The following is a 23,443-nucleotide window of genomic DNA, read 5'->3' on the forward strand; positions in this document are numbered from 1 at the left end:
TCACACAAGCGTTGGGGAGACGTCCGCATCGTACATTTCCTTGAATGTGGCAACAATATCTCGTGTCGTCATGCCTTTGGTGTATAGGGATAGGATTTGGCTATCCATTTGTGTGATACGGGTTTTCATTTTTAATCAGCTGGGTCTTACCTTTTGCCTCTGTCGCAATACGATTTAGGGCAACACCTTGCTGAGTTAGATATTGAGATACTGCCTGCGCACGACGCAAGGACAATTTTAAATTATATTGTTCATTTGCCTGCTGATTGGTAAATCCATACAGTGTCAAGGTGTAAGCTGGATGTGCTGTTAGGAAGTTCACGATCTGATTGAGCACATTGATGGAATCTTGCGATAAAACTGCCTGATCCAAAGCAAAATGTACAACATCCGGCACAGGTTGATCAGCAACCTGGCTATTTTCAGAGATGACTGTTTTTTGTTGTGGCGACCAAATCGGCCATGTTCCGACCACACCATGACATCCCTGCTCACTGCCATTCAGTTCCTGTAAAGATGGATAACTAATTTTCGGAAGCTGTTGAGGAACATCTGCACTGCAACTAAACGCCCGACTATTTGCCTGATCAATTAAGCGCTGTGCTGATAAAAACAGCTCCCGTGAATGTCGCCAGCCCAACTCACAATGTTCAGCGGCTGCCCAGACCAGCATCACCTCTGCCTGTGCAATCTGAGACTGGGCACAGGAAAAACCTGCATGCTGTTTCAATAATTCAGTATTTGCCCATAAATCCCGACGCATTACACTTGAGGTAGACAGAATCGGTGTGGTTAAACTTAACTGCTTAGCCTGACCTTGCTCTAATGCCACTATAATCATTTCCGCCTGGGCAAGGGCCTCCTTTCGCGCAACCGTTGCACTTTTTTCACTTCCCTCATGGGCTGCATAAGTCAACCATGCGGCTGCTTTGACAGCATGATAACGTTCAATTCCCTGTTCATTCAAAAAAGGAACGAGACGTGTTTGCAAGGCAGCAACCTGTTGATCTTTTGAATTATAAATACCTGACTGGGCTGTAGTATCTGGAGAATCTTGCGCCATAACAGGTGCAGCCAAATGATCAGGATTTTTTGCCCAAACCATCACGCTCCAGCAAACCACAACAGTTGCAGCACCACGATAAAATTGACGCAAGGCAGGTGTGACATATTTCATCTTTATGGTTCTCTTGAAGCGTTCACGGTAGAATTGTTGCGAGAAAACAGGTTCTCATCAAACTTGAATCTAAAGCGTACATATGCGCCCTGAAGAGTTGTGTCACTATCCACCAGATCATCATCTTTATAGCCAGAGAAGTTATAACCACCTGATAACCAGAGGTTTGCAGCCAGCAAATAGCCCACTTCCCCCCCAACCAAAACACGGCGGCCCGAACTCATGTTCGACCATAACACGCCTGTATGAATACCCGCATCCCAACGTTCATTGATGTCATACATTGCCCGACCACTGAGCATATGTGTCATACCACTTGACTCCAAACCAGAGAACGTTGTGTCCACATTTTTAACTGCATATTGGCCTGAAAGGGTAATATCGCGACTTGGATGATAATTCAAGTGATTTGAAAAAATATAGACATGCTTTAAGTATGGATTATTTAAATCTGACTTGTTACTGTCATAGCGGTATTCCACCTTGGTCAGCGCATCAAAACGATTGTGCTCAGTGTCACGGTAGGCAGCCCCCACCTGGAAACGATCAACCAGGCGATCACCACTGTTTTCATTCTTACTATCAGTCAGGCTAACTACATTTTTCGCCAATAAAGTCACGTCATTGGAATATTTGTAGGCAATCCCCAGATTATTCAGGATGGTGTCAGACTGGTCAGCCCAACGTGCTTCAATTCTCGCAACAGCTTTCCAGTTTGGATTGGCCAGATATTCCACACCTAAAGATGCAGCAGTGTTATCGGAATTTTGGTTATCGGTATCTGCTTTTGACAATGACTTCACCTGTTCAAAACTGGTGGTTGCATAGAAGCCTTTTTCCAGTTCCCAACGGTTACGTAAACCGATTGCAGCTTCAGCTTCGCGCGCACTGATGCCATCGCGAACACGATATTCACTAAATGCCGTACCGTTATTGTTATATTTACTGTCCAGACCAAACACTGTGACATTACGACGCTGATTGTTATTTAGGTCATACAGTCCCTGAATACTGGACACCAACTCATGGCGACCATAGGCACGTAGTTTTGAATTAATCTGGTAATTCGCACCCAAGGCAAAATTACGACGCTCAGCTTCGGAAACATCCTGCTCATATTCAGCAAAAACATTTGAACCCTGCCAAGGAAGCTGTGTGGTGATTTTTGTACGTGCGGTTAAACCATGATACGGCGCTGTTTGTGAAGCCCCCAACAGTGCTGGATTCTCAGACTCATCATAATATTTCAGGCCCAGCTCAACTGCCACAATACGGCTGATCGCACGTTCAATACTGGCAGAAACACCCTGATTGACACCACTTTGCAAATCTTCAGTACGGATGGCCTCCAGTTTTGCCAAACCGATCTTACCCAGTTGCGCACGCCCTTTTATACCACTTTCCTTACGTCCAGCGGTGATTGGTGCCGCTGTATTATAAAATTCTCTATCAGCTTGGTTATGATAAACTTTCATTTCCAAGTCTTTATAAGAATAGTTTAATTCAACTCGTGCAGCATTACCCGATAATTTACCAGTTGCATCTGGTGTGGTGTTAATCTGTGTTAAAGAGTTTAAACCGTCATTGATATTTTCAGAACGGGCAAACTCAGCAATCAATTTACCCTTGTCGGCAAATTTCACCACGGTATTGACACTGGCCAACTGGTCCTGCGTTAGTGGATTATTACTCTTCACATAAGAACCACCTACTTTGGCTTTATCTGTGACTTTTACAGAACCAGACACACCACCAACCGTGTATTCATCCCCACCCTGCTCAGATTCCACTGTAATACGTAGATAGACTGGATTCAGGTCAGCATCGACACTTGGTACAGGATCTTTTAAGTAAATGCTGTTGCTAAAGGTATCCACTTCATAATCAGTAAAACGTGCCAAAGTACTACGCGAAATGATCAGGCCTGGATTATCGCGGTCACGGGTCACCACCTCAACTTTTTCACTGTTGGCAAGCACATCATCGGTATTGACATTACCCATGCTATACGGACCTGAAATCCCCATAGCACGCTGTTCATTGGTCACCTGTTGCGTATTGGTCTGCGCAGCAAAGGCCGTGACTTTATAGCGATCTGTTTCGACAGCCCCACGAACACCTGTTAATGAACGGCTATATTGACCTAAAGCCAGGCCCTCATCATTTTCAGTACGTGTGACATAATCACCATACATGGCATAAGAACGGCCTTTATCCACACGCACGTAGAGCTTACTGGTTGTTTGTGCATCAAAACCTTTCGCCGCCGAGTCACCATAAACTGGATAATATTCATCTGGACGAATATCACGGAACAAGCGCTGGTTTTTATCCTTGTCAGAATCATAGGCAAGGGTCAGTAAATATTCACCCTTGACTTTCCCTTTCAGGAACATGGCTGCACGCCCTGTGACATTGCTTTTGCCATTGTCCGATGATGAAATCTCTTGCAGTTCTTCCTCAAACCCATCCTGCGAACCGACATTGCTTAACTGTTTCGGGTCAAATTTCTTAAAGTTAATTGATCCTTCTACCAAACCAACTGCAATGATCGGACGTAAATCAGGTAAGAAACGTATTGGTGTACTGCTATGAAAAATACCACTTTCAACCGACAGCGTTCCTTCACCCGCCTCAATTGGCGCCTTTATTGGCACAACAAGTGTACCGCCCTCAACAAACACCTGAATACCAGGTTGTTTCGGGTCCAGGTCAGTCAACTCAATTTTACCAATCGAGCTGTCGAGCGTAACTGGAGTTCTGGTAGAAACCAATGTGCCATTACGGTCAACAATTTTCATGGTTACATTGAAATAATCACGACCGTTGGCTTGCGGTTGTACTTTGGCTGACTCAAGTAACAGCTTATCCATTTGGTCAGGCACAACCACATTAACCTGTTTGGTATCGCGAATATTGCCCATCATGTCGACTTGACGAACTTCTATACTGTTCTTACCCACAGCAAGATCGACACCGATAAAATCCAGACCTGCAACCTGCAAGTCAGGCAATATTGCACGTTTACCAATGCGTTTCTCAGAAACCTGTGTGCCATTTACCCACAGTTGTAGTTCTGTGCCAGCAGCACCCTTAACCTGAACCGCTGTTTGGGCATAACCAAGAAGTTGCCCATCTTTTAAGTTGATAATTTCGAGCTGATTATTGGCAGCATTTTCCAGCACTGTTTCCAGACTAAGCATTTTCGCCGCTTGCGTGGATTCGGCTGGCACACTCTCAGTTGCTGCCAATGTTTCAGTCAGTGGCAAGGCAACTGAAGAAGCAACGCCAGATTTTTCTGGTTCAAAAGTAACCTCTTTCAGTTCCTTAGCCTGTTCCTTGGAAAAATCAAGGTTACAATTGGCCCTGATTCCCTGTGCCGAGATACAACCACTTGCTGGCTGACCTTTAACATCGGTAATCTTGGAAAAAACTGGATCAATGGTAAGGTCTGAACGTAACACCTGTTCTAAATTGGTGTTGTCCTGTTCAATGCGTTTTTTACGTTCTGCGATTTGTTGCAATAAGGCTTGCGAACATTGTCCTGTACCATTGGCAATTGCAAAATCGGCACGATGTAGTTCACCACGTTTTAAATCCACAAAACGGCTATTTGGATCACCTGCCTGACGATTGCCAATTAACACCAACTCAGAATCAACTGGCAAACTGGTACGGTCAACCTTTAGAACGTGGGTTTTGGCACTGATCCCATAAAAATCATATTTACCTTCACTGTCAGTCACCACATAGCTACCATCTTCAAGGTAAATACGCACACCTGGCACACCGACTTCACCTGCATCCTGTACCCCATTACGGTTACAGTCAGTAAAAATCTTACCAACAATAAAGCCATCAGAGATCATTGCGCCAGGAGTTACTTCTACTTTTGCAGATGCTTCGTTTGATTCGATTCCCTGACCATCTTTTGCCCGAACACGGTTAATGCCATCACCATTCAAGGCATTTGGACCAATATAGACGCGATACTGAACCTTAACTTCCTTACTTGGAGTCAGTGTACCTAAACCAAGTTTCAAATAAGGACCTTTTCCACCTAATGGGTCAGCAACCTTGGTGCCATCGATACGCATAGAACCCTGAACATAGATAAAGCCTCTAGGCAAGGTATCAGTAATCGAAACATCTTTGGAATCCACCGTGCCACGATTGGCAACCGTCACGGTATATTCTTCAAACTCACCGATTTCCGAGTTTTTATTGGTCGCAACCTTTTGTACAAATAACGGCGAGGTTGGTACAGTCAAATCAGGATCAATTGGAATATCAATATTGAGTGCTGGATCACCATTATTTAAGGTGAATTTGCCAGCATAAGACCATTCCAGATCAACAGCCTTATCCGCAGGGAAACTTGGATAAACAGATTTATCACTGACAAAGCTATAACGTGTATTTCCAGGAATTGTGGTTGTATCCACAACAAAACTGTAGGTTCCTGCTTTAACAAGGGGATAAATAAATTTACCCTCGCTATTGGTGATCTGCTTGGCTGGAATTGTAACCAGCTCTCCAGTCTGCTCATCAAGTTTGTATGCAATATTGTCCGCAATTGGCTGACCATTCTGGTCTAATAAAGTGACCGTTGCTCCCGCCACAGGTAAACCTGTCTTGGCATCAAACACTGTGCCATATGGGTCAATAAGCACCTGAGTACTAATATTGGTAAATGTCTGGGTTGAATTACCCTGTGCATCCAGACAGTCCGTCAGGCTAACTTGTACTTGATCGCGTTTGACAGTTTGTAATAATGAATCATAAGCAATACCTTCATCTGCAAATGCGGTTGGTAGCGTGTAATGGAATACGCCTGTATTCGGCCCAGTTTCTACCCCAATGACTTCTTCAAGATCACCTGTCTTGGCTGATTTAATCTTAATTTTCACCTTGTCGGCAGTATAACGGTCTGCATTACAGCTGGCATTTTGCGCTTCAAGATAAAGTGGTTTATTCACACTGCCTGTAGTCAAGACATTTTGGAAATCACCAGATTTATTATTAATCACTGCAAGACCACCTACCACGGTGAAAGCAGGATTAGACAATACCTCTTTTTGGCTATTTGTGGTTGCATACGAAACTTTATAGGTATTTTTAACCGTTGTTTTGGCAATATTACGATTCATTGTAACCGTAAGATCGACTTGTTCAGTTGTATTAGCCTCAATTTGTGGAAAGCCAACCACCAATTGATCAACCTTGCTTAAATCACTTGGCAAGGTCGTTGTATAGTTATTGCCTGTTTGCTTATACAAAACCTTGGCCTGCGTATTTTTTAACTGTGCAGACTTAAATGTTGTATTGGCAGGCAGATCATCAACTAAAAGCACCATTTTCTGTGCCTGACCATCGATCATCACATCCACTGGTTTTGCCGCTTTTTTACCTTGATTGGTTATGGCCAAAGTATAGTTAAGGTCATAGCTGGCATTGGCTGATGGCTCAAAAGTTTTCTGGACAACCTCTTTGGTTGCAACCAGTTGTGGTCCATAGCTGATGGCACTATCTGTAGCCGTTGCTATTACACTATTATCCTCAACAAGTGTTGCTTTTAAAGGTAAATTTAACTGCTGACTTTCAGTCAATGTGGCACTTGCTGTTGCAACGACCCACAAATGAACGCTCTGGCCTACCGCCAAGGCAACATTGGTTGTCAGTTGTTGATCATCGGTGTCGAATTGACCGTTTTTATTGGTATCTACATAAATTTTAACGTTGCTTAGTTCATTTATTGTTAACGCTTCTAGTTGTACATTGACAGGCGCATTACTATTGTTGACTAAGGTATTTGCCCAAATAACACGGGTACTTGGTTCAATTTCCTGAACTGGTGGAGTAGTTAAAGCAATTGCGTAAAGAGCAGAAACATTGATTTCTACGGTATTTGAAACTGATTGTTGGGATTTACCATCGGGTGCAACATAAGTTGCATAGGCGATATTTTGGATAGAGCTACCCACTTCAGGCATATTCGCTGCATAACCGTACTGCGCTGACAATATTGATACTGTCAACGTTGATAACATGAATGTCATGTTATGGAATGCGTTAGATTGCTTCTGTTGTAGCACAGCGCTTACCCTTCAACTAAATAGTCTAAAAAATTCAAAAATTTATTTGAGATGAACACCTGCCTAGGCAAATGTTCACATCTCTAATTATTTGTTTTCATTTCAAGTGAATGAATAAAGCTTATGGTGTAAGTGGATTCACTTTAATCACAAACTCTAATGTCGCACTTGCATTTGGTGCTAAAGGCGACTGTTCTGCTGAAACAGTACCTGTATAGCCATCAACATAACTTGCTGTGTTTTGTAATGTTGCGCTTGTTGCAAGTGGAGACACACTTGTGATTGCTTTCAAGGTAGTGTATGACGGCGTATTATCGCTAATCACCACATTCGTTACGGTTGCATTACCTTCATTGGTCGCAACAATACGGTATTTCACACATTCGCCTGGTTTTGCACTAACAGTATTCTGTGTATAAGTTGCACCTGTACCCGTTGTACAATCAACCAGAGCCTGATCCTTAACCAGACGCACCTGACCTTCAGTCACTGTGGTTAAGTCAGTATTAGAAATACTTGCATGTGCAACACCACCCACACTTGTTGGATTAATGGTGAAGATAACTGAGCTTGGTGTTCCAGGGGTTGCATTGCTTGGTGCCTGAACCTTGATGAGTAAGTTCACGGAGGTATTACGTGTAATCGCTCCTGTTACCGCTGCTAAATCATTACCTGTAACCAAGGTATCGCCTGCATCAATGTTACCGTCGTTATTCACATCGATAAACAAGCTTGTTACCCATCCATTACCAGACTGATCGTTGGTCAAGGTAAATGGCAAGCTACCTGTTGTTGCACCTTCATCAATGTTACCTGTATTGGTTAAGGTATGTTTATAAACAACGGTACCACCTGGTGCAACCTGACCAATACGGTCATTTTGCAGGCTTAACTTACGGTCTGCCTGAACTGTAACCTTGTCCACCATCACATCGCTTAAGCCTGTCGCTGGCGAAGAAACCTTGAAGTAAACTTGTTGGTCACCAGCTGGCGCATTGGCAGGAGGCGTTACCACAGCAACAAGTTTAATATTGCTGCCACCATTAATATTACCTGTATTGGTTAATGGTGCGCCTGTTGGGTTGCCACTACCATCAGCCACATAGAATTTGACATCCCAGCCTGCTGGTAATGCGTGTGCAGGATCAATACCTAGATTGAAGTTATCACCTGTTACACCAGAATTATCAATTTGAAGTGGGAAATTCACAGCCTGATTCGGTTTAGTGCTACGAACGTCAATATCTAAACCAGTATCTTTACCAGATGCGCCAGCCACTGAACCAGTAGTATTTGAAGCATCACCATTATGTAAGTCAACTGTTGCAGGCGTTACCTGACTAATTACCAAGTCCAATTTATCTGTCTTGGTTGCATCAGACTTAGGACTTGTGGTTAAAATGGCTTTAATAGCAGATGATGTTGAATAACTTGCAGGTAATGTTACTTTTGCAACAAGGTTATACGTACCACCACTTGGGATAGAGCCTGTTGAAATAAATGGTGTTACACCATCAGCTTGATATAAGGTAACAATACTGCCTGCTGGTAAACCACCTGCCCCATCCGTACCTTTATCAACACTTACTGTAAATTCTTCACTCACATTACCCGTGTTATGAATAACGATTGGTTCACCACCTTGACCAGTGGCGCTAAATTCAGCAACTTCACCCTGCTTGATTGAAGCAATGACAATTTGGTTATCTTTTGCGGTTGCAGAAGTTTTTTCCGCATCTGCGTAAGCATCATTTTGGTTATCATTGATTGTACCTTTTTTGATGCTTAAGATATTTACGTCATTCGGGTTAGACGGCGTATCCCCTTCTGGACCTGATGGACCATCTGGGTCAACATATGCAGTGTTCCTGATCACGCCTGCTGGTGTATTTTGATCTACGCGAACCTTAAAGGTTAATGTACCTGTAGTGTTCGGTGCTAGAGTTGGAATCGTTAAGGTTACAGTACCTTTACCTGATCCTGAAGTGGTTTCAACAAACTTATAACCATCAGCATCAACACCATCAGTTTGTGCCACGCCAGCAAGTTTTGCAGAATTAGCAACATAAGTTAAACCAGCAGGTAACAAGTCCGTAACTGTAACATCAGTTGCTGTTGTGTTACCTGTGTTTTGGTAAACCAACTTATATTCAACTTCACGAGCGGTTGGACTAGCTTGGGTCGCATCAATCGCCGTTACGCTGGCAGATTTAATCACACTAATCACTGCACCGTTGGTAATTTTAACGGTGTCTGTATTTGTTGCTGTGAGTGTATTGTCTAAAGTACTTTGTGCAGTGATGGTTAATTTACCCAAATCACCAGCAGAAAGTGCAGCACCACCTGCACCAGTTGTTGGAGTGGTTGCCTGAACAATTAAGTTCACCGACTCACCTGCTGCCAAGGTAACACTTGTTACAGGAGTCTGGCTATCAGGAACACCATCCTTATTGGCATCAAGATAAACTTTTAAATTACTGAAGTCATATTGGTCACCAGAGGTAACATCCGCCACATTTACCGTGAACGTATCACTACCGTTACCCGTGTTGGTTAAGGTGTGTGATAAAGAAACCTGGTTGTTGGCATTGGCATTTGCTGTTCGGTCAGCAATCAACGTGAAACTTGCAACTGGCAATACTGTGGTGGTCACAATATTTGAAGATACAGTTTTAGTGTTTCCTGTGCTATCAGTATAGCTTGCAGATGCAATGTTACTGATATTTGTACCAGCGGCTGGTGCAGCGGCATGTGCAGATGAAATGAAAGCTGCGCTACCTGCAACCAAAGCAATAGAAGCCGCTAGCTGTGTGAGTTGTAGACGGTTTGACATTATTTTACCCCTTATATGTAAAATGCCAATTAGTTAGTTTTTTCACTATTTACACGTGTTTGAGCAGAAACCGTCACAGACTTTCCAGCAGGAAGTTCCTCAATGGTCCAACGCAATGCACGATAATCTTTCAGTGGTACATTCACCATTTGATTACTCTCTTTGCGTTTTAAAGGCATTGGGGCAAAATGTGTACCATCAGTACTTGCTTCAGCATTTTCTGGCTGAGACTTTGCCAAAAATTGTGTTTCTACAGGTATCGGTAAAGTCGCAGCCAGATTCTTGATTTTTCCAGTGGTGTTATTGGTATAGGTTGCCCGATACTCAATCACATCATTGGGTTTTACCTTGGTCACCAGCTTTGAAGTTGGTTTCCCATCAGTGCCTGCACTGATCAGGAAAGTTTTGAGTTCTACTGAAACGGGCTCTTTTGTCGTTTTAGGCTCAGCGAATACACTTCCAGCCAAAACAAGAACCGCAGTACCAAGCAAACATTTCTTGTACATATTGTTCAAATACGACATTCAATTATTCCTCGTCTTTTTTTATTTTTGAACATTACATTTACCATCCAAAAAAAAGTTAACCATTTTTTATGAAAATATATCAATAATCAACAAATTTATTTGATTTACTTCACACTTTTACAAAAAAAATTACATTACATCAAGCCAAAGCAACTTCCATACCATCTTTCCTCACCGAAGCCCTTTGCATGTTTTTCAACCTACCGATCTGTGATAGGTTCTGTTTACTGACTAACACAAAATCTTAAAGTTCCTGTGGCTGATGGTTTTAGCAAACCTGTTAAAGTCCATTCAAGAACTTCTCCAGAACGTGTTGCATTACAAGTATTTCCACTTGGTGTTAGGCCGCAACTTAGACTGCCAAAATTAGTACCAGTTGGTAAACTATCTTTTACTTTGACATTCTGTAGGTTCTTCACACTATTATTTTTATAGGTGATCTCATACTCCAGATTTTGCTGTTTTGTGGCTTCGTTATTCACTAAAAAGCCTAAAGAATCAGATGGAGTTGAAGAACAGCTGGTTACTGCACGTACTTTTTTTGTCAGTGTTAATCCTGCACTGCCAATAAGTGTCACATCCTGACGTTGTTGGGTTTTCTGGTCTGTGAGGTTTAATGCACTCACAGCATAGCTTGCCTGTAGCGTTCCAATATGCTGTGCACCAGCAAAAATATTGGTCGGTGCAAATACACGTTGTACAAGACAGATATCAGTGTTTGGTTGCAACAACACAGTACCTGAGGCTGTTGGATCAAACACTGTTTCACCTGTATCAACGGTACCGTTACAGTTGGTGTCTTGGTAAACCAATGCCTGCCAAGGTTGATCATTGTTTGAGTTTGATTGGGTTTGTTCCAACTTTGTTACCCAAACAGGGGCCTGGGTACTTAAACGGTGTGGATAATCAGTCACTTCACCTGCGGTAATGGTATGTTGTCCATCTTCTGTTAGAAGTACATTGAGTTTAACATCGGCAAAGTTATTGTTTGGATAGCTGGTCGCACTTGTGTTTGCTACCGTTATACTATCGGCACTGACAGAAATATATTCAGGTAAATTCTGCTGAACAATACAAAATGATGATGGTAATAAGCTTTGTTCAATTGAGAAAGTATAATCACCATTTGCACTTGTCACTGTTGAAGCTAATTGTGTAGTACTACAGTTATTCAAACGAATTGTACTATTTGCAATCCCAACTTCACCTGCATCTTGTATGCCATTATATGCTTTACTCACATCTAATGTTGTTCCGCTATTATCAACAAATACTCGTCCAGTAATATCAACGTAAATAAGCTTAGTATTTGTAAAAGTACAGGTAATATCGGCGCCTTCTTTTATGCGAACAGCGGGAATCGTCACAATATTATTTACACGCGTCCAAAAAGTACCTGTATTACCTGTTACACCGCTATTTGCATCTACACAGCTGACACCTGATAAGACATATCCTGCTAAAGTACTTTCTGTAAAAGAAACATCTGTATTCAATGTTTGCGCCCAAAGCTGTTGTGCAGAGGTTGCTGTGGTTCCTGCTGTGACTGTAGTTACAGAATCCGTGGTAACTGCTGTTGTATTATTTACAAGATTGCTAAGATTAATATAGTTAAACGTACCCGTCCCATTCACAGAGTTTTTAGCAATTTTAATTTTTGCACCATCTATAATGTGAATACTGACAGGAACACCTGTACCTGTGACTGTGTCATAGTTTGCAGTCGAACAATTCCCACTTAAAGACAAACCAATTGGTCCATAACCCCCCGGAGGTAGCTCACTTCCGGCAGAATAGGTGTTACGGTTAACAATACGATAGCTAATACGGTGATAACCAGCACTAAGAGTAGTTGCTGTTGATATTACGCCTCCAGGTACATAACCATCTACAAGCGTTACAGCAACACCATCAACCATGATATAAGCACCATCATCCACACCAACGCTTGTATTTCCAACACAAAAAGTGACTGCTTGTGACGTTGGAATGTATACGCCCGTTGTAAACTCCCATGCTCTACGGTTATCCCCAATGTCAGGAACACTAATGTTATTTAGTTGAACTGTTGCATTTGCATCCGAACTCATGTTGGTAATAATTCTTTGAATCATTGCAGAAGCAGTTGTACTTGATGCTCCATAAGTTGAATCACTCGTACCATTATTACCAGAAACTAAGTATCCACCTGTTGGGCTGGCTTGGTTCAATGGCCATGCACTCAAGATTGGTGTGCCTTCATCAGCAAAATCACCGACTTTTGCAGTTCCCCCAGTTCCTTCATAACCCACCCAAAATGCACCATTAGGTCTGTATTCATTTTGCTGATTAGTTCCCCATACTTTATAGAGTGTCTCTCCTACACCACTACCTGGGTTAAACTCATCACTATAAGCTTTAACTGTTGCCTGTTGTGCAGTTCCTAGTACCGCATTACTCATCGTGGCGTAAGTAACCAATAATTGCTTCGTTGCACCATTTGCCATACTACTACCAAGGTCACAATTCCAGTTATTGCCACTTTGTAGACAGGCTGAACCACCTATCACACTTACAGAACTGACGTTAACTCCTGTTTGTGGTGCTGCAACATAGGTTGCTTTTGGATTGGTTGCACTATCTGGCCCTTCATTTTTAATATTGATGGTTTGTGTACCAACTCGTCCTCGTACAATCGTTGGTAAATCAGAAGTAATTGTAAAACGAGCTTCTTTGATAACTGGGTCTGGTGTAATTGCTGTTGGGTTAACGATCACGGCATTAACAGAACTACTCACTGGCGTATTTGATGAGGTTGACTCTATCGTTGCTGTATTGGTTAACGTACCTGCTGCGGTTGCTGTACCCTGAATCGTGATTATACAGGTTGCTGTTGTTGCACCTGTAAACAGTCCCGAAACTTTCCAGCCTGCGGTATTATCGCCTGTTAATGTAGGAGTACAGGAAGTAGTAACAGGGCTTGAACCTCCTGTACCTTGTGTCGTAGCTGGTGTTCCGACAATAGAAACATTTTTTAAACTGACTGGGAGTGTGTCATTAAAAGGTAAATTTACAACTGTCCCACCCAATGTTGCACCTGATGGCGTATTATTGGTAATAGTTAATTGATATTGCATCAATGAATTAACAGGAACATTATCCAATTGTGTCCGTACGAATGTTCCTGTGTTGCCTACACGTTGAGCTTTAACTAGAGCGATGTCGCTATCAACGTCCATACTTGAGATACCAAAAAAGAATGAATCAGCGGCGCTATCTATCCAGGTACCTCTACCATCACCTCGTATATACATATCAAAAACTAAAGTTGTAATTCCTTTACCTTTAATATAAATACTACCGCTTGCTCCACCTTGATCACTTGTTGCACCCTTTGTAGATGCATTATTCGTAATATCATTACCAATCACTGATAATTCTTTACTACCAGCTAAGCGACTAAGCACTGGTAGTGAACTTAAATTACTACTAACCAATGTAAATTCTGCACTATAACCTAAACCGCCTACAACAGCCCCCCCCATCCCTGCTGCCTGCAATATAGGATTAGTTACAGGTCTATTAAAATTAACCTGAACCCTACCAACATAAACTCTGTTTGTAGTCGATACATTCAATGCTGCAAAACCTGTAGCCTTGATAAACATTGCTACGCCATAATTGGCAGTAGTATCAGATGAACTGCTGCCTGCTCTAATACCACCATTGGTACTATAACACCCAGAGCCATTTGTACATCCAGTTGGAGCGTTTTGTAATGAGGCAGCGAACATATTATCTCGCCCACTGCCAATCGATACTAAGGGTTGAATTACATTGGTTGCTTCTACTGTTGCAGCTGTGCCCGCACCACCTATCATTAAATTAGGTCTATTAGTACCAATAGATCCTTGATAAGACGCCGAATTAAAAGCGGAATTGGTTATCGTATATGTAGCAGTAGTAAGCGGCGCATAATCAACATAATTGTTATCACTTGGATTGTTGGCATTTAACTTAAATGTTGTTACAACTGGCCCTGCTGTTGGACCCTGCCCAGACCCTGAGCCTGAAAAAATCTCAATCGTTGGCGGTGCAGCCAATACATTTTGGCTACACATCAAACAACTTAAGATAAACAAAACCAAAGTATATATATAACTAACTTTATGATTCATCATGCTGTAATTAGAGGTATTCTTTTTCATTTTTTGCTTACTGACCCACATAGCGCACCCCGAAATTAAATTCATAACTTTGGTTTGCAGCCACACTATTTAATGTTCCTGAAACCGCGCCAGCATTACCAACTGTAGGAGCCGTCATACTACTACATGATGTGCAGATAGGCGATTGAGATAAAACTGTATAGGCAGGCGTCATGTCTCTAAAGGTAAATGCAGTACTCATAGCAGTAGCACTTGTATTGGTTAAAATCACCTTATACAAAACACATTGACCTTGGCCATTTGCTTGTTTACCGATATTGAGACTATTTGTTGTATAGGACTCATCAGCTGTGCCATTACAATCAAAATCACGTGCTTGCAACTTACTCAACTTCAATTGTCTCTGATTCACTGTAGTTACATCAGTAATTGATGCCAAAACTTGACCATTGGCATTATTCGTTAAATTAATCGTGGTGGTATTCGCTTGGGCAATATTATTTGCTACAAGATTTTTAACCTGAAGCAATAATTTGACTTGTGTATGTGCTGCTAATTTTCCACCTGGCAAGTCAGCTAAACTTCTCATCACCAAATCCCCAGCATCAAAAACACCATTTCCATTTACGTCATAGAAAAGAGTGCTGTTAAACTCAACCTGATCGTTATTCGAAAGAAAACTATAGTTACCTGTATAATCAACATCAGTATTATTGGTTAAAAGATGACTATAAATGACGGTGCCTAATGGCGAGACTTGTCCACGAAAATTTGGCGTGAATTCTACTTTAGCTACAGAATTGACACTTTGAATAGTAATCGCATCCATAATAATATCTTGGCTCGGATTACTACTATTATTACCACTTACAAAACTTGTAGAAAGAGCGCGGAAATAGATCGGTGTAGTTACACTACTGTTCAATTGATCCACTTCAACAACAGCACAGATTAACTGACTCTCACCATTATTCAGATAGATGGTTTTACCTGTTTCGCTACCCATGACATTACAGTTTGAACCATTTCCAGAAACATAAAAACGAACACGGTTCACGCCATTAGGCAAAGTTAAGCTTGTAAAATTACTCGTCGAGTTCGCACTAAGTAAATATTCAGTTCCAATACCAGTATGGCTCACTTTTAATGGAAATATTGCTTGCCCACCCGCAACAGGATTGGTACTTGTTGCGGCAATCACGGTTTTCCACGGATTACCAGCATTATTAACATTCCCATTACCCAAACCATTGTTTTCAGGACTATTCGTCAAATCAACTAAACGTGCTACCGTTGTGGCAAGTAAATTACCCTGATCTTTAATCAAACTCGTTTTGCTAATATCACCTAAAGACTGAGCTTGAGGTGAAACTTCGAATGTCGTATCAGTCGTTACAGCATAACTACTAGGTAAACGTACTTTAACAACGATTGGTAAATTTACGCCTGCGGATAATAAACCTGTATCAGGAATACCATCTCCATTGCTATCTAATAAAGGGGTTACGCCATCTGCACGATAAAATTCAATTTGGCTACCTGTCGGAAATGTACTGTTAGTTAAAGTGAGGTTAAAACGATCTGTGGTATTCCCTATATTCCAGACATAGTTGGTAAATTTAAGTTCACCACCCTGGGGAACCGCACTGGCCGTAATGGTATTGGTATTATCACTGACGTTGCTTGCACTACCATTCATTTTGACAGCATAGACTGGAGCAACATTTACAACTGCTGTATTACTTGTGTCTGTCGTTAGCCCTGTTACATTAATGACGTTCTCAATTTTCCCTGCAATGCTTTTATTAATTTTTACATTAAATTCGATATAGCCAATCGTATTCGCTGGAATATTGGTTAGGGTTGCGGTAACAACATTCGAGGTGACACTATAATTAATTCCTGTTGGATCGGCTGTTCCCCCCACTGCATCATATACAGTTACGCCATTCCATTTACCAGTATTTACTTCATAGGTTAAATTGCTTCCTAACGTGTCAGTCAAGGTTGCCGTTGGTACAATTGTGTTTGTTGGATTTTGATAATCCAGACGTATGGTGACCACATCACCATTTGCAGCAGTGATTTGAGAGAATTTTTTACGCACCACCAGAGTTGACTGGTCAGTTACAGTTGCCTTGTCAACATTGCTATTTGTTCCACTCGCGCCATTCGCAGATGTCACCATCAAAGTTAAATTTGCAACTTTTCCTGTGGTAATCGTATTCGGTATGCTTGCTGCAACAATTAGTCCAACTGACCGACCTGCACCCAATGTATAACCTGTAATCGCTGATCCATCGGGAATACCATCATTATTGGCATCCAGATAAACCATCAGGCTACTATTCACAAAATCAAAATCATCACCAGTGGGATTATTGCTTACAGTGAAAGTATATTGATCTGTCTCATTACTGGTGTTGGTTAAGATATGGTTAAAATAAACTGTCTGTCCCGCCACTACTGTTTTGTTATTGGCTGCCACCAAATTTAATGAGTACACAGGCAAAATCGTGGTTTGGACAAGATTTGAACGCGCCACCTGTACAACCGTTGAGCCCTCTTCGCTATATTCACCAACTGCCATGTTACTGATGATCGAGTTGGTTGCAGCCCAGGCCGATTGCTGGACCATCAACACGCACAGCAAGGTCAAGACCCAATTAAACAGTTTTGGGCGGTTATTATTTAGTGTATTGATCATCTTCATGCTCTAATATCCGCTCTGTTTATGGGCTTACCCGAATAGAAAAGTACATGGAAGCCTGCCCTTGTGGTGTAAGCGATCCCACACTGCCTGCAATTTGATCGTTATTTACAGCGATTGTGCCTTGACTAATAGATGGTGGTAAACCACTACGTAATTGGCTGTAAGCAGGCACAATATCATTAATCACAATATTACTAGCTGGGGTGGCGCCCTCATTTTTAATGGTTAAACGATAGCTCACACATTGATTTGGTTTTACTTGAAGTGGTGTGCTTCCATAGGTTGCACTGCTTACCGTAGCTAAAGTTAAGGCACAGTTTTCATCTTTCGCCTGCTCTTTGGTCAAACGTAACTGGGTTGGATCTACCGTGGTCAAGTCAGTGTTTTGTAAATCATCCAAGGTCAGCCCCTGAATGGTATTGTTTGCTTTCACCACAATATTCGCCACACTAGACATACCATTGGTTGCCGTTGTTGGTGCCTGGACTTTTAAGAGAAGTTGAATTGAAGCTTGCGGCGCTAAACCACCCGTAACCGTAGATAAGTCATTAATGAGTGGATCAGTTGCATCAATCACGCCATTATTATTGGCATCATGATACAAAGTATAAGTAAAGGTATCATTTGGGTTTTGCGGAATAACACTAAACGTGATCTGGCCTACTGCATTCCCCTCAACCACAGTTCCTGTATTCTTTAAGGTATGTAGATAGACAACTGTGCCACCAATATTGACCCGACCCTGCCGATCATTTGCCAGTGTCATTTGTCTCTGGATAATATCAACTTGGTCCTTAATACTATCCGCCTGTGCATTCATTGGGGATTTTATCGCAAACCAAATAGGAAGATTAGCCAAGTCTGTATTAGTGGGAACAGTGACAACAGCACAATATTTTTTGGTTGCACCCGCTGCTACATTGCCAGTACTGCTGATTACATTTCCTAGGCTTTGGCAATCATCACTCGTATCATAGAATTTCACTATCCACTGGGCAGGCAAACTGGTACTGATATTATTGACATCAATTTCAGCAACCGAAGCATATAAATTATAGCTATTCGTTACCGTACTCTTATTCTCTACAACCAAAGGAAATACGGCTGTTCCACCCCTAACTGCTGATTTATTTACCCATGCCTGTCCACCAGGTGATGTAACAGCACCTATACCAGTTCCTGAACTATCATTATTGTACAAGTCACTAGAACCTGCGGTATTGGTATTGTTTAATCGATTACGAGTACTATTGGTAATTGCTGTATCTGTAACTGAAGTTGCCTTAACATCAAAATCTAGTATTTCATTAGTCGCTGTAACACAATTGGCAGGGAAATAAACACCAAGCACAATTTTTTTCGATGCGCCTGCTGCCATCGAACCTGTATCAATAATACCGTCAGCATTACTATCTGTCAGTAAAGTACGCCCATCGGACTGGTATAAGCGTGTGACTGCACAACTTGGGACATTTGCACTTTTTGTAATGTTTAAATTATAGCTGTCTGTCGCCTGTCCTGTATTCCAAACATAATTATCAAACTGGATTTCTTTGGCTGCACCAGTAAATGTGTTTGATTTGGTGAGCAAGTCATTCGTTCCTCCATCAGTATTTCCAACAGAAGAGTTATTCAGTATCACCCCTAAGGTTTGCTGAACTGTAAAAATAACGGTATTGGTTGATGTATCTTTTAACAAGGTAGTTGTATTATTTTTATACTGTTTATAGTTAGCAGTGTTATTGATTTTTTCCGCTGCATTTGGATTAACTTTTACCTTAAAACTAAATGTACCTTTGCTTAACGCAGTAATGCCTGTGAGTTTAAATTCCACCTCACCACCCTCATATTTATAGTTCATAACTGACTCAGCAGTACTGCCTGCTTCATTGTCATTATCTACATCTGTTAATGTACTTGCGCCATTATTCCAAATAGCTGTTCCAGCTTGGTAACTTACACTGCTCGGCAAAGTATCACGGACAAATAGTTGACCTAGTGCAGTCCCCGTATTGTTATAGGTAAATGTATAGGTAACTTCTGTGCCTGTTTTACCTGTACTGATATTTTGAGATTTTGTGACCTGAATAACCGCATCATCAACCACTTTTGCAACATCTGAGACAGTGGCAGACACATTACCTGAATCAAGTTGACTGGTTGAAGTTAAAGTAAAGTTTGCAACATGACCTGCGCTAATGCTGTTGACTGGAATACTTCCCACCACAACCACAGCCACAGACTCACCTGCTTCTAAATTCAGAATTGCATTATTGAGTAAATTATTATTGTCATCAGGCTCACCATTTTGATCCCGATCCGCATAAACTGCGATATTTTCTAGATCAAACTGGTCATTTGTAAGTTGATTCAGTGTAATTTTATAGCTATCAGCAATATTTCCCGTATTGGTGAGTACATGAGGAAAATTGAGTTTACTGCCAATAGTTCCGATATTCTGCTGATTGCTTTGCAGGCTCAATGAGTAAATAGGCTGAACTGTGAGGATAACGGGATTGGAGTTGATGACTTGCAAGTTGCCTTGCTCATCATAAAAGTCACCACTCGCTATGTTAGTAATGCTGCTTCCCGCCTTGGGTTGAGCAAAAACCACAGGGCTATAAGTAAAAATAAATAAACTAAGACAGCAGGCAAAAGAAACTCGTGAAATAACACTTCCCTTGAATCGACTTACCATATCCAATAACCCACTAAAATCATAAAAATAAATTCTTGTTGATGATTTTTTAACCAAAATACTACAGAAAGCCAACTTTTCATACAAAAATGTAGCAAGTCTATTGGTTTTTATCAAAAAAACCAACCAACACTCACTTAATTTTAAATCAGAGACCAAAAACACACTATTTATTATTAAATTCCGATTTTAAGTTAAAGTTTAGAAGAATCCTATCACAATAAAAGCAAATATTTTATCTCTTTCAACACAGAAAATGACCTAGATGAATACTGTCAGTTTGAAGCATAAAACAAACATTCACTGCATAAAAATGTCATATCAATCATTAGACCTCCTGCAAAAGTAAAAACTGCCTCAATATAGATTTCTATTTATGGGGTCTTATCTGGAAAAAAGGAAAGGTTTGATGGAAGATTGGGCTAGGTTTTGTTTGATCCTAGACAAAATAATGGACAGCACTTCCGTCTAAAGATAACCTAACTTTAATCTTTGGAGATTCAAGAAATGGCTAAACGTTTTAGTCCTGAATTTAAACAGCAAGCGATTGATTATGCACTTTCAAACTCACACGAGCCTATAGCTGCAATCGCCCAGAAATTAGGTGTGGGTTATTCAACTTTAGACAAATGGATTCGTGAAGCCAATCCAGTGGGTTCAAGCAAACGTCAACTTTCACCAGAACAACAGCGGATCTTGGAATTAGAGAAAGAAGTCAAACAGCTCAAGGAAGCCAATGACATCTTAAAAAAAGCGCATGTGTACTTTCTAACAGATCATGCCTAGAAAAGTACACGGTAATTCAAGATCTAGATATGAATGAAGTCACCGTATCTTCTGCCTGTAAATACCTAGGTGTCAGCACTTCAGGCTATTATGCCTGGCGAAAACGTCAAGCCAATCCAGCACAGAAATATAATGACTTAAAAGCCGTATATTGGCAGCATCATGCACGATTGGGGGCACCTTCATTAGTACATGACATGCATGATTTAGATTACAACATGAGCGAACGTACTATTGGAAGGATGCTAAAAAAGCTTGGTTTACGTAGCAGGATTGCACGTAAATACAAGCATACGACTGATTCAAACCATCGTTTGCCTACAGCACCCAACTTGTTGGATCGTCAATTTACGGTCAATGAACCCAATAAGATCTGGACAACGGATATTAGTGTGCCGCAGCAAGCGGCGTAAGAGATGAGGGTATGGCCCCTCGCTATCGGCTTGCAGGAGCAGGTAGCAAACCACCATAAGCGGCTTGGATCAAAAGTCCCGGTCGTGAGCGTTATGGAAAAGGCGTTGTAAAGGCGTCAGGTAAGAATTAGGAAGGCGAACAACAGTGAACTGCCGTTCAAGTGTCGAAAGTACTCAAATGACATCAAAACCGGGGATGGATGTTGCCCCGCGATTAGTTTGGCCGTTACCTGCTTACGGGCCATTCGGTGTCCGGCGTAGAGGCAGCGCGATCCTAATTCAGGCTCTTATGCTGAACTGTGGGAACCTTCGGTGGCGATGTCAAGCGAAAGGCACAAGCTCAAAAGGCAAGGCCGACAATAGCAATGCGCCACCAAGGGGCGGAGCAGCTCGTAGTAGTGTTGAAGTTACCGTAATAGTAATGGAGCGAAGGGGCTGCATTATCCCGGTCTGCGGTCTTGTCAACTGTACAAGCAGGAGGAACAAGGCTTTATGACCAAACCATTTAACATTCCTAAAGCGTTAATTTGGGAGGCATTCAAAAAAGTCAAAGAGAATGGTGGCGCCTCAGGCGTCGACCATGAATCTATTGAGCAATTCGAAAACCATTTAAAAGGTAACCTGTATAAGCTATGGAATCGACTTTGTTCAGGCAGTTATTTTCCACCGCCAATCAAGGGTGTGCCGATTCCAAAGAAATCAGGTGGCGTACGTATGTTGGGTATTCCGACAGTAGGGACTGTTCTAAATTTTGTGTAAGTACTTAATTTTCATTTATCCTTCAGAGGATAATTACAAAAGGTACTTCACATGGATGAAGCAACAATCAAAAGTATGGCTGCCGAATTGGCTAAAGGTCTAAAAACACCAGAAGACTTAAACCAAATGACAGCAGTCTTTAAAAAATTCATGATTGAAACTGCACTCAATACTGAACTTTCAGACCATCTCGGTTATGAAAAGCATCAGCCCAAGAAAGGCTCAAATAGCCGTAATGGGTTTAGTTCTAAAACCATTACAACTCAAGATGGACAACTGGCTTTAGATATTCCCCGTGATCGAGAAGGTTCATTTGAGCCACAAATTATAAAAAAGCACCAAACACGCATCACCAGTATGGATGACCAAATCCTCTCACTGTATGCAAAAGGAATGACTAATAGGGAAATTGTAGCCTTCTTCAAAGAAATGTACGATGCCGATGTGTCAGCATCTCTCATCAGCAAAGTTACCGATGCTGTGATTGAGCAAGTGACTGAGTGGCAAAATAGAGCCTTAGATAGCCTTTATCCTGTTGTCTATCTTGACTGTATTGTTGTCAAAGTCCGTCAGCACTCCAATGTGATTAACAAGTCCGTATACCTTGCTTTAGGCATCAATATGGATGGGCAAAAAGAATTACTGGGTATGTGGATTGCTCAGACAGAAGGTGCCAAATTCTGGCTGTCAGTCATGACAGAGCTAAAAAATCGAGGAGTACAGGACATTCTTGTTGCCTGTGTAGATGGATTAAAAGGCTTCCCTGACGCGATAGCCTCTGTTTACCCTCATACTGATATTCAACTGTGTATCGTGCATGTTGTACGCAATAGCCTGAGATTTGTAAGCTGGAAAGACTACAAAGCTGTTACGTCGGGTCTGAAAGCGATTTATCAGGCAAGTACAGAGGAAAATGCTTTAAAATCCCTAGACATCTTCTGTGATCAATGGAATCACCAGTATCCCAAAATTGGAGAATCCTGGCGGGCCAATTGGGAAAATATCCGAACGATCTTTAGCTATCCAGCCGAAATACGTCATGCAATTTATACAACAAATGCGATTGAGTCGTTGAATAGCGTAATACGCCATTCAACGAAGAAAAGGAAAATCTTTTCATCTGATGACTCAGTAAAGAAGGTCATTTACTTAGCAACATCAAATGCTGCGAAGAAATGGACGATGCCAATTCAAAATTGGCGTTTAGCAATGAATTGGTTTACGATTCAGTTCGATGATCGATTAAAAGATCATTTATAAAAAATGGAACTTACACAAAATAATTTACAGGCTC

Annotated in this window: 9 protein-coding genes and 2 pseudogenes; 3 read left to right on the plus strand and 8 right to left on the minus strand. The window is 41.5% G+C overall.

Annotated features, from left to right (window positions below; genetic code table 11):
* Positions 1 to 3: 3 nt before the first annotated feature.
* The 8 genes and pseudogenes from MKL35_RS03835 to MKL35_RS03870 all read right to left on the minus strand — a co-directional run.
* Positions 4 to 132: pseudogene (locus MKL35_RS03835) on the minus strand (transposase); the annotation flags it as partial.
* Positions 101 to 1,177, minus strand: coding sequence for an OmpA family protein (locus MKL35_RS19375; RefSeq protein ID WP_017403325.1), 1,077 nt, complete (start codon positions 1,175 to 1,177; stop codon positions 101 to 103). The pseudogene MKL35_RS03835 and the gene MKL35_RS19375, both read right to left, overlap by 32 nt.
* 2 nt (positions 1,178 to 1,179) lie before the next feature.
* On the minus strand, positions 1,180 to 7,272 hold the full coding sequence (locus MKL35_RS03845) for an SdrD B-like domain-containing protein (protein ID WP_039250482.1): 6,093 nt from the start codon (positions 7,270 to 7,272) through the stop codon (positions 1,180 to 1,182).
* Positions 7,273 to 7,393: 121 nt separating this feature from the next.
* Positions 7,394 to 10,105 (minus strand): beta strand repeat-containing protein, encoded by a 2,712-nt coding sequence (locus MKL35_RS03850; RefSeq protein WP_000071218.1) that lies wholly within the window; start codon positions 10,103 to 10,105, stop codon positions 7,394 to 7,396.
* Between the two features lie 29 nt (positions 10,106 to 10,134).
* Positions 10,135 to 10,629, minus strand: a complete 495-nt coding sequence (locus MKL35_RS03855) for a repeat protein (protein WP_032059496.1) — start codon at positions 10,627 to 10,629, stop codon at positions 10,135 to 10,137.
* 227 nt (positions 10,630 to 10,856) lie between these two features.
* On the minus strand, positions 10,857 to 14,840 hold the full coding sequence (locus tag MKL35_RS03860) for a prealbumin-like fold domain-containing protein (RefSeq protein WP_270912864.1): 3,984 nt from the start codon (positions 14,838 to 14,840) through the stop codon (positions 10,857 to 10,859).
* On the minus strand, positions 14,827 to 17,493 hold the full coding sequence (locus MKL35_RS03865) for an isopeptide-forming domain-containing fimbrial protein (protein WP_039250478.1): 2,667 nt from the start codon (positions 17,491 to 17,493) through the stop codon (positions 14,827 to 14,829). The genes MKL35_RS03860 and MKL35_RS03865 overlap by 14 nt, the downstream gene beginning before the upstream one ends.
* A gap of 19 nt (positions 17,494 to 17,512) precedes the next feature.
* Complete coding sequence (locus tag MKL35_RS03870; RefSeq protein WP_039250502.1) at positions 17,513 to 20,191, minus strand: DUF11 domain-containing protein; 2,679 nt, start codon at positions 20,189 to 20,191, stop codon at positions 17,513 to 17,515.
* A gap of 507 nt (positions 20,192 to 20,698) precedes the next feature.
* On the opposite strand from MKL35_RS03870, the pseudogene MKL35_RS03875 reads away from it, so the two are divergent.
* The 3 genes and pseudogenes from MKL35_RS03875 to MKL35_RS03885 form a co-directional block, all read left to right on the plus strand.
* Positions 20,699 to 21,369, plus strand: a pseudogene (locus MKL35_RS03875) (IS3 family transposase); the annotation flags it as partial.
* 513 nt (positions 21,370 to 21,882) lie between these two features.
* A complete protein-coding gene (locus MKL35_RS03880) occupies positions 21,883 to 22,149 on the plus strand; it encodes a hypothetical protein (RefSeq protein ID WP_442866760.1) in 267 nt (88 codons plus the stop codon).
* A gap of 51 nt (positions 22,150 to 22,200) precedes the next feature.
* On the plus strand, positions 22,201 to 23,409 hold the full coding sequence (locus tag MKL35_RS03885) for an IS256-like element ISAba26 family transposase (RefSeq protein WP_000343018.1): 1,209 nt from the start codon (positions 22,201 to 22,203) through the stop codon (positions 23,407 to 23,409).
* Positions 23,410 to 23,443: the final 34 nt, after the last annotated feature.

Source organism: Acinetobacter sp. AOR41_HL (genome assembly GCF_027854645.1).
Lineage (GTDB): Bacteria > Pseudomonadota > Gammaproteobacteria > Pseudomonadales > Moraxellaceae > Acinetobacter > Acinetobacter nosocomialis.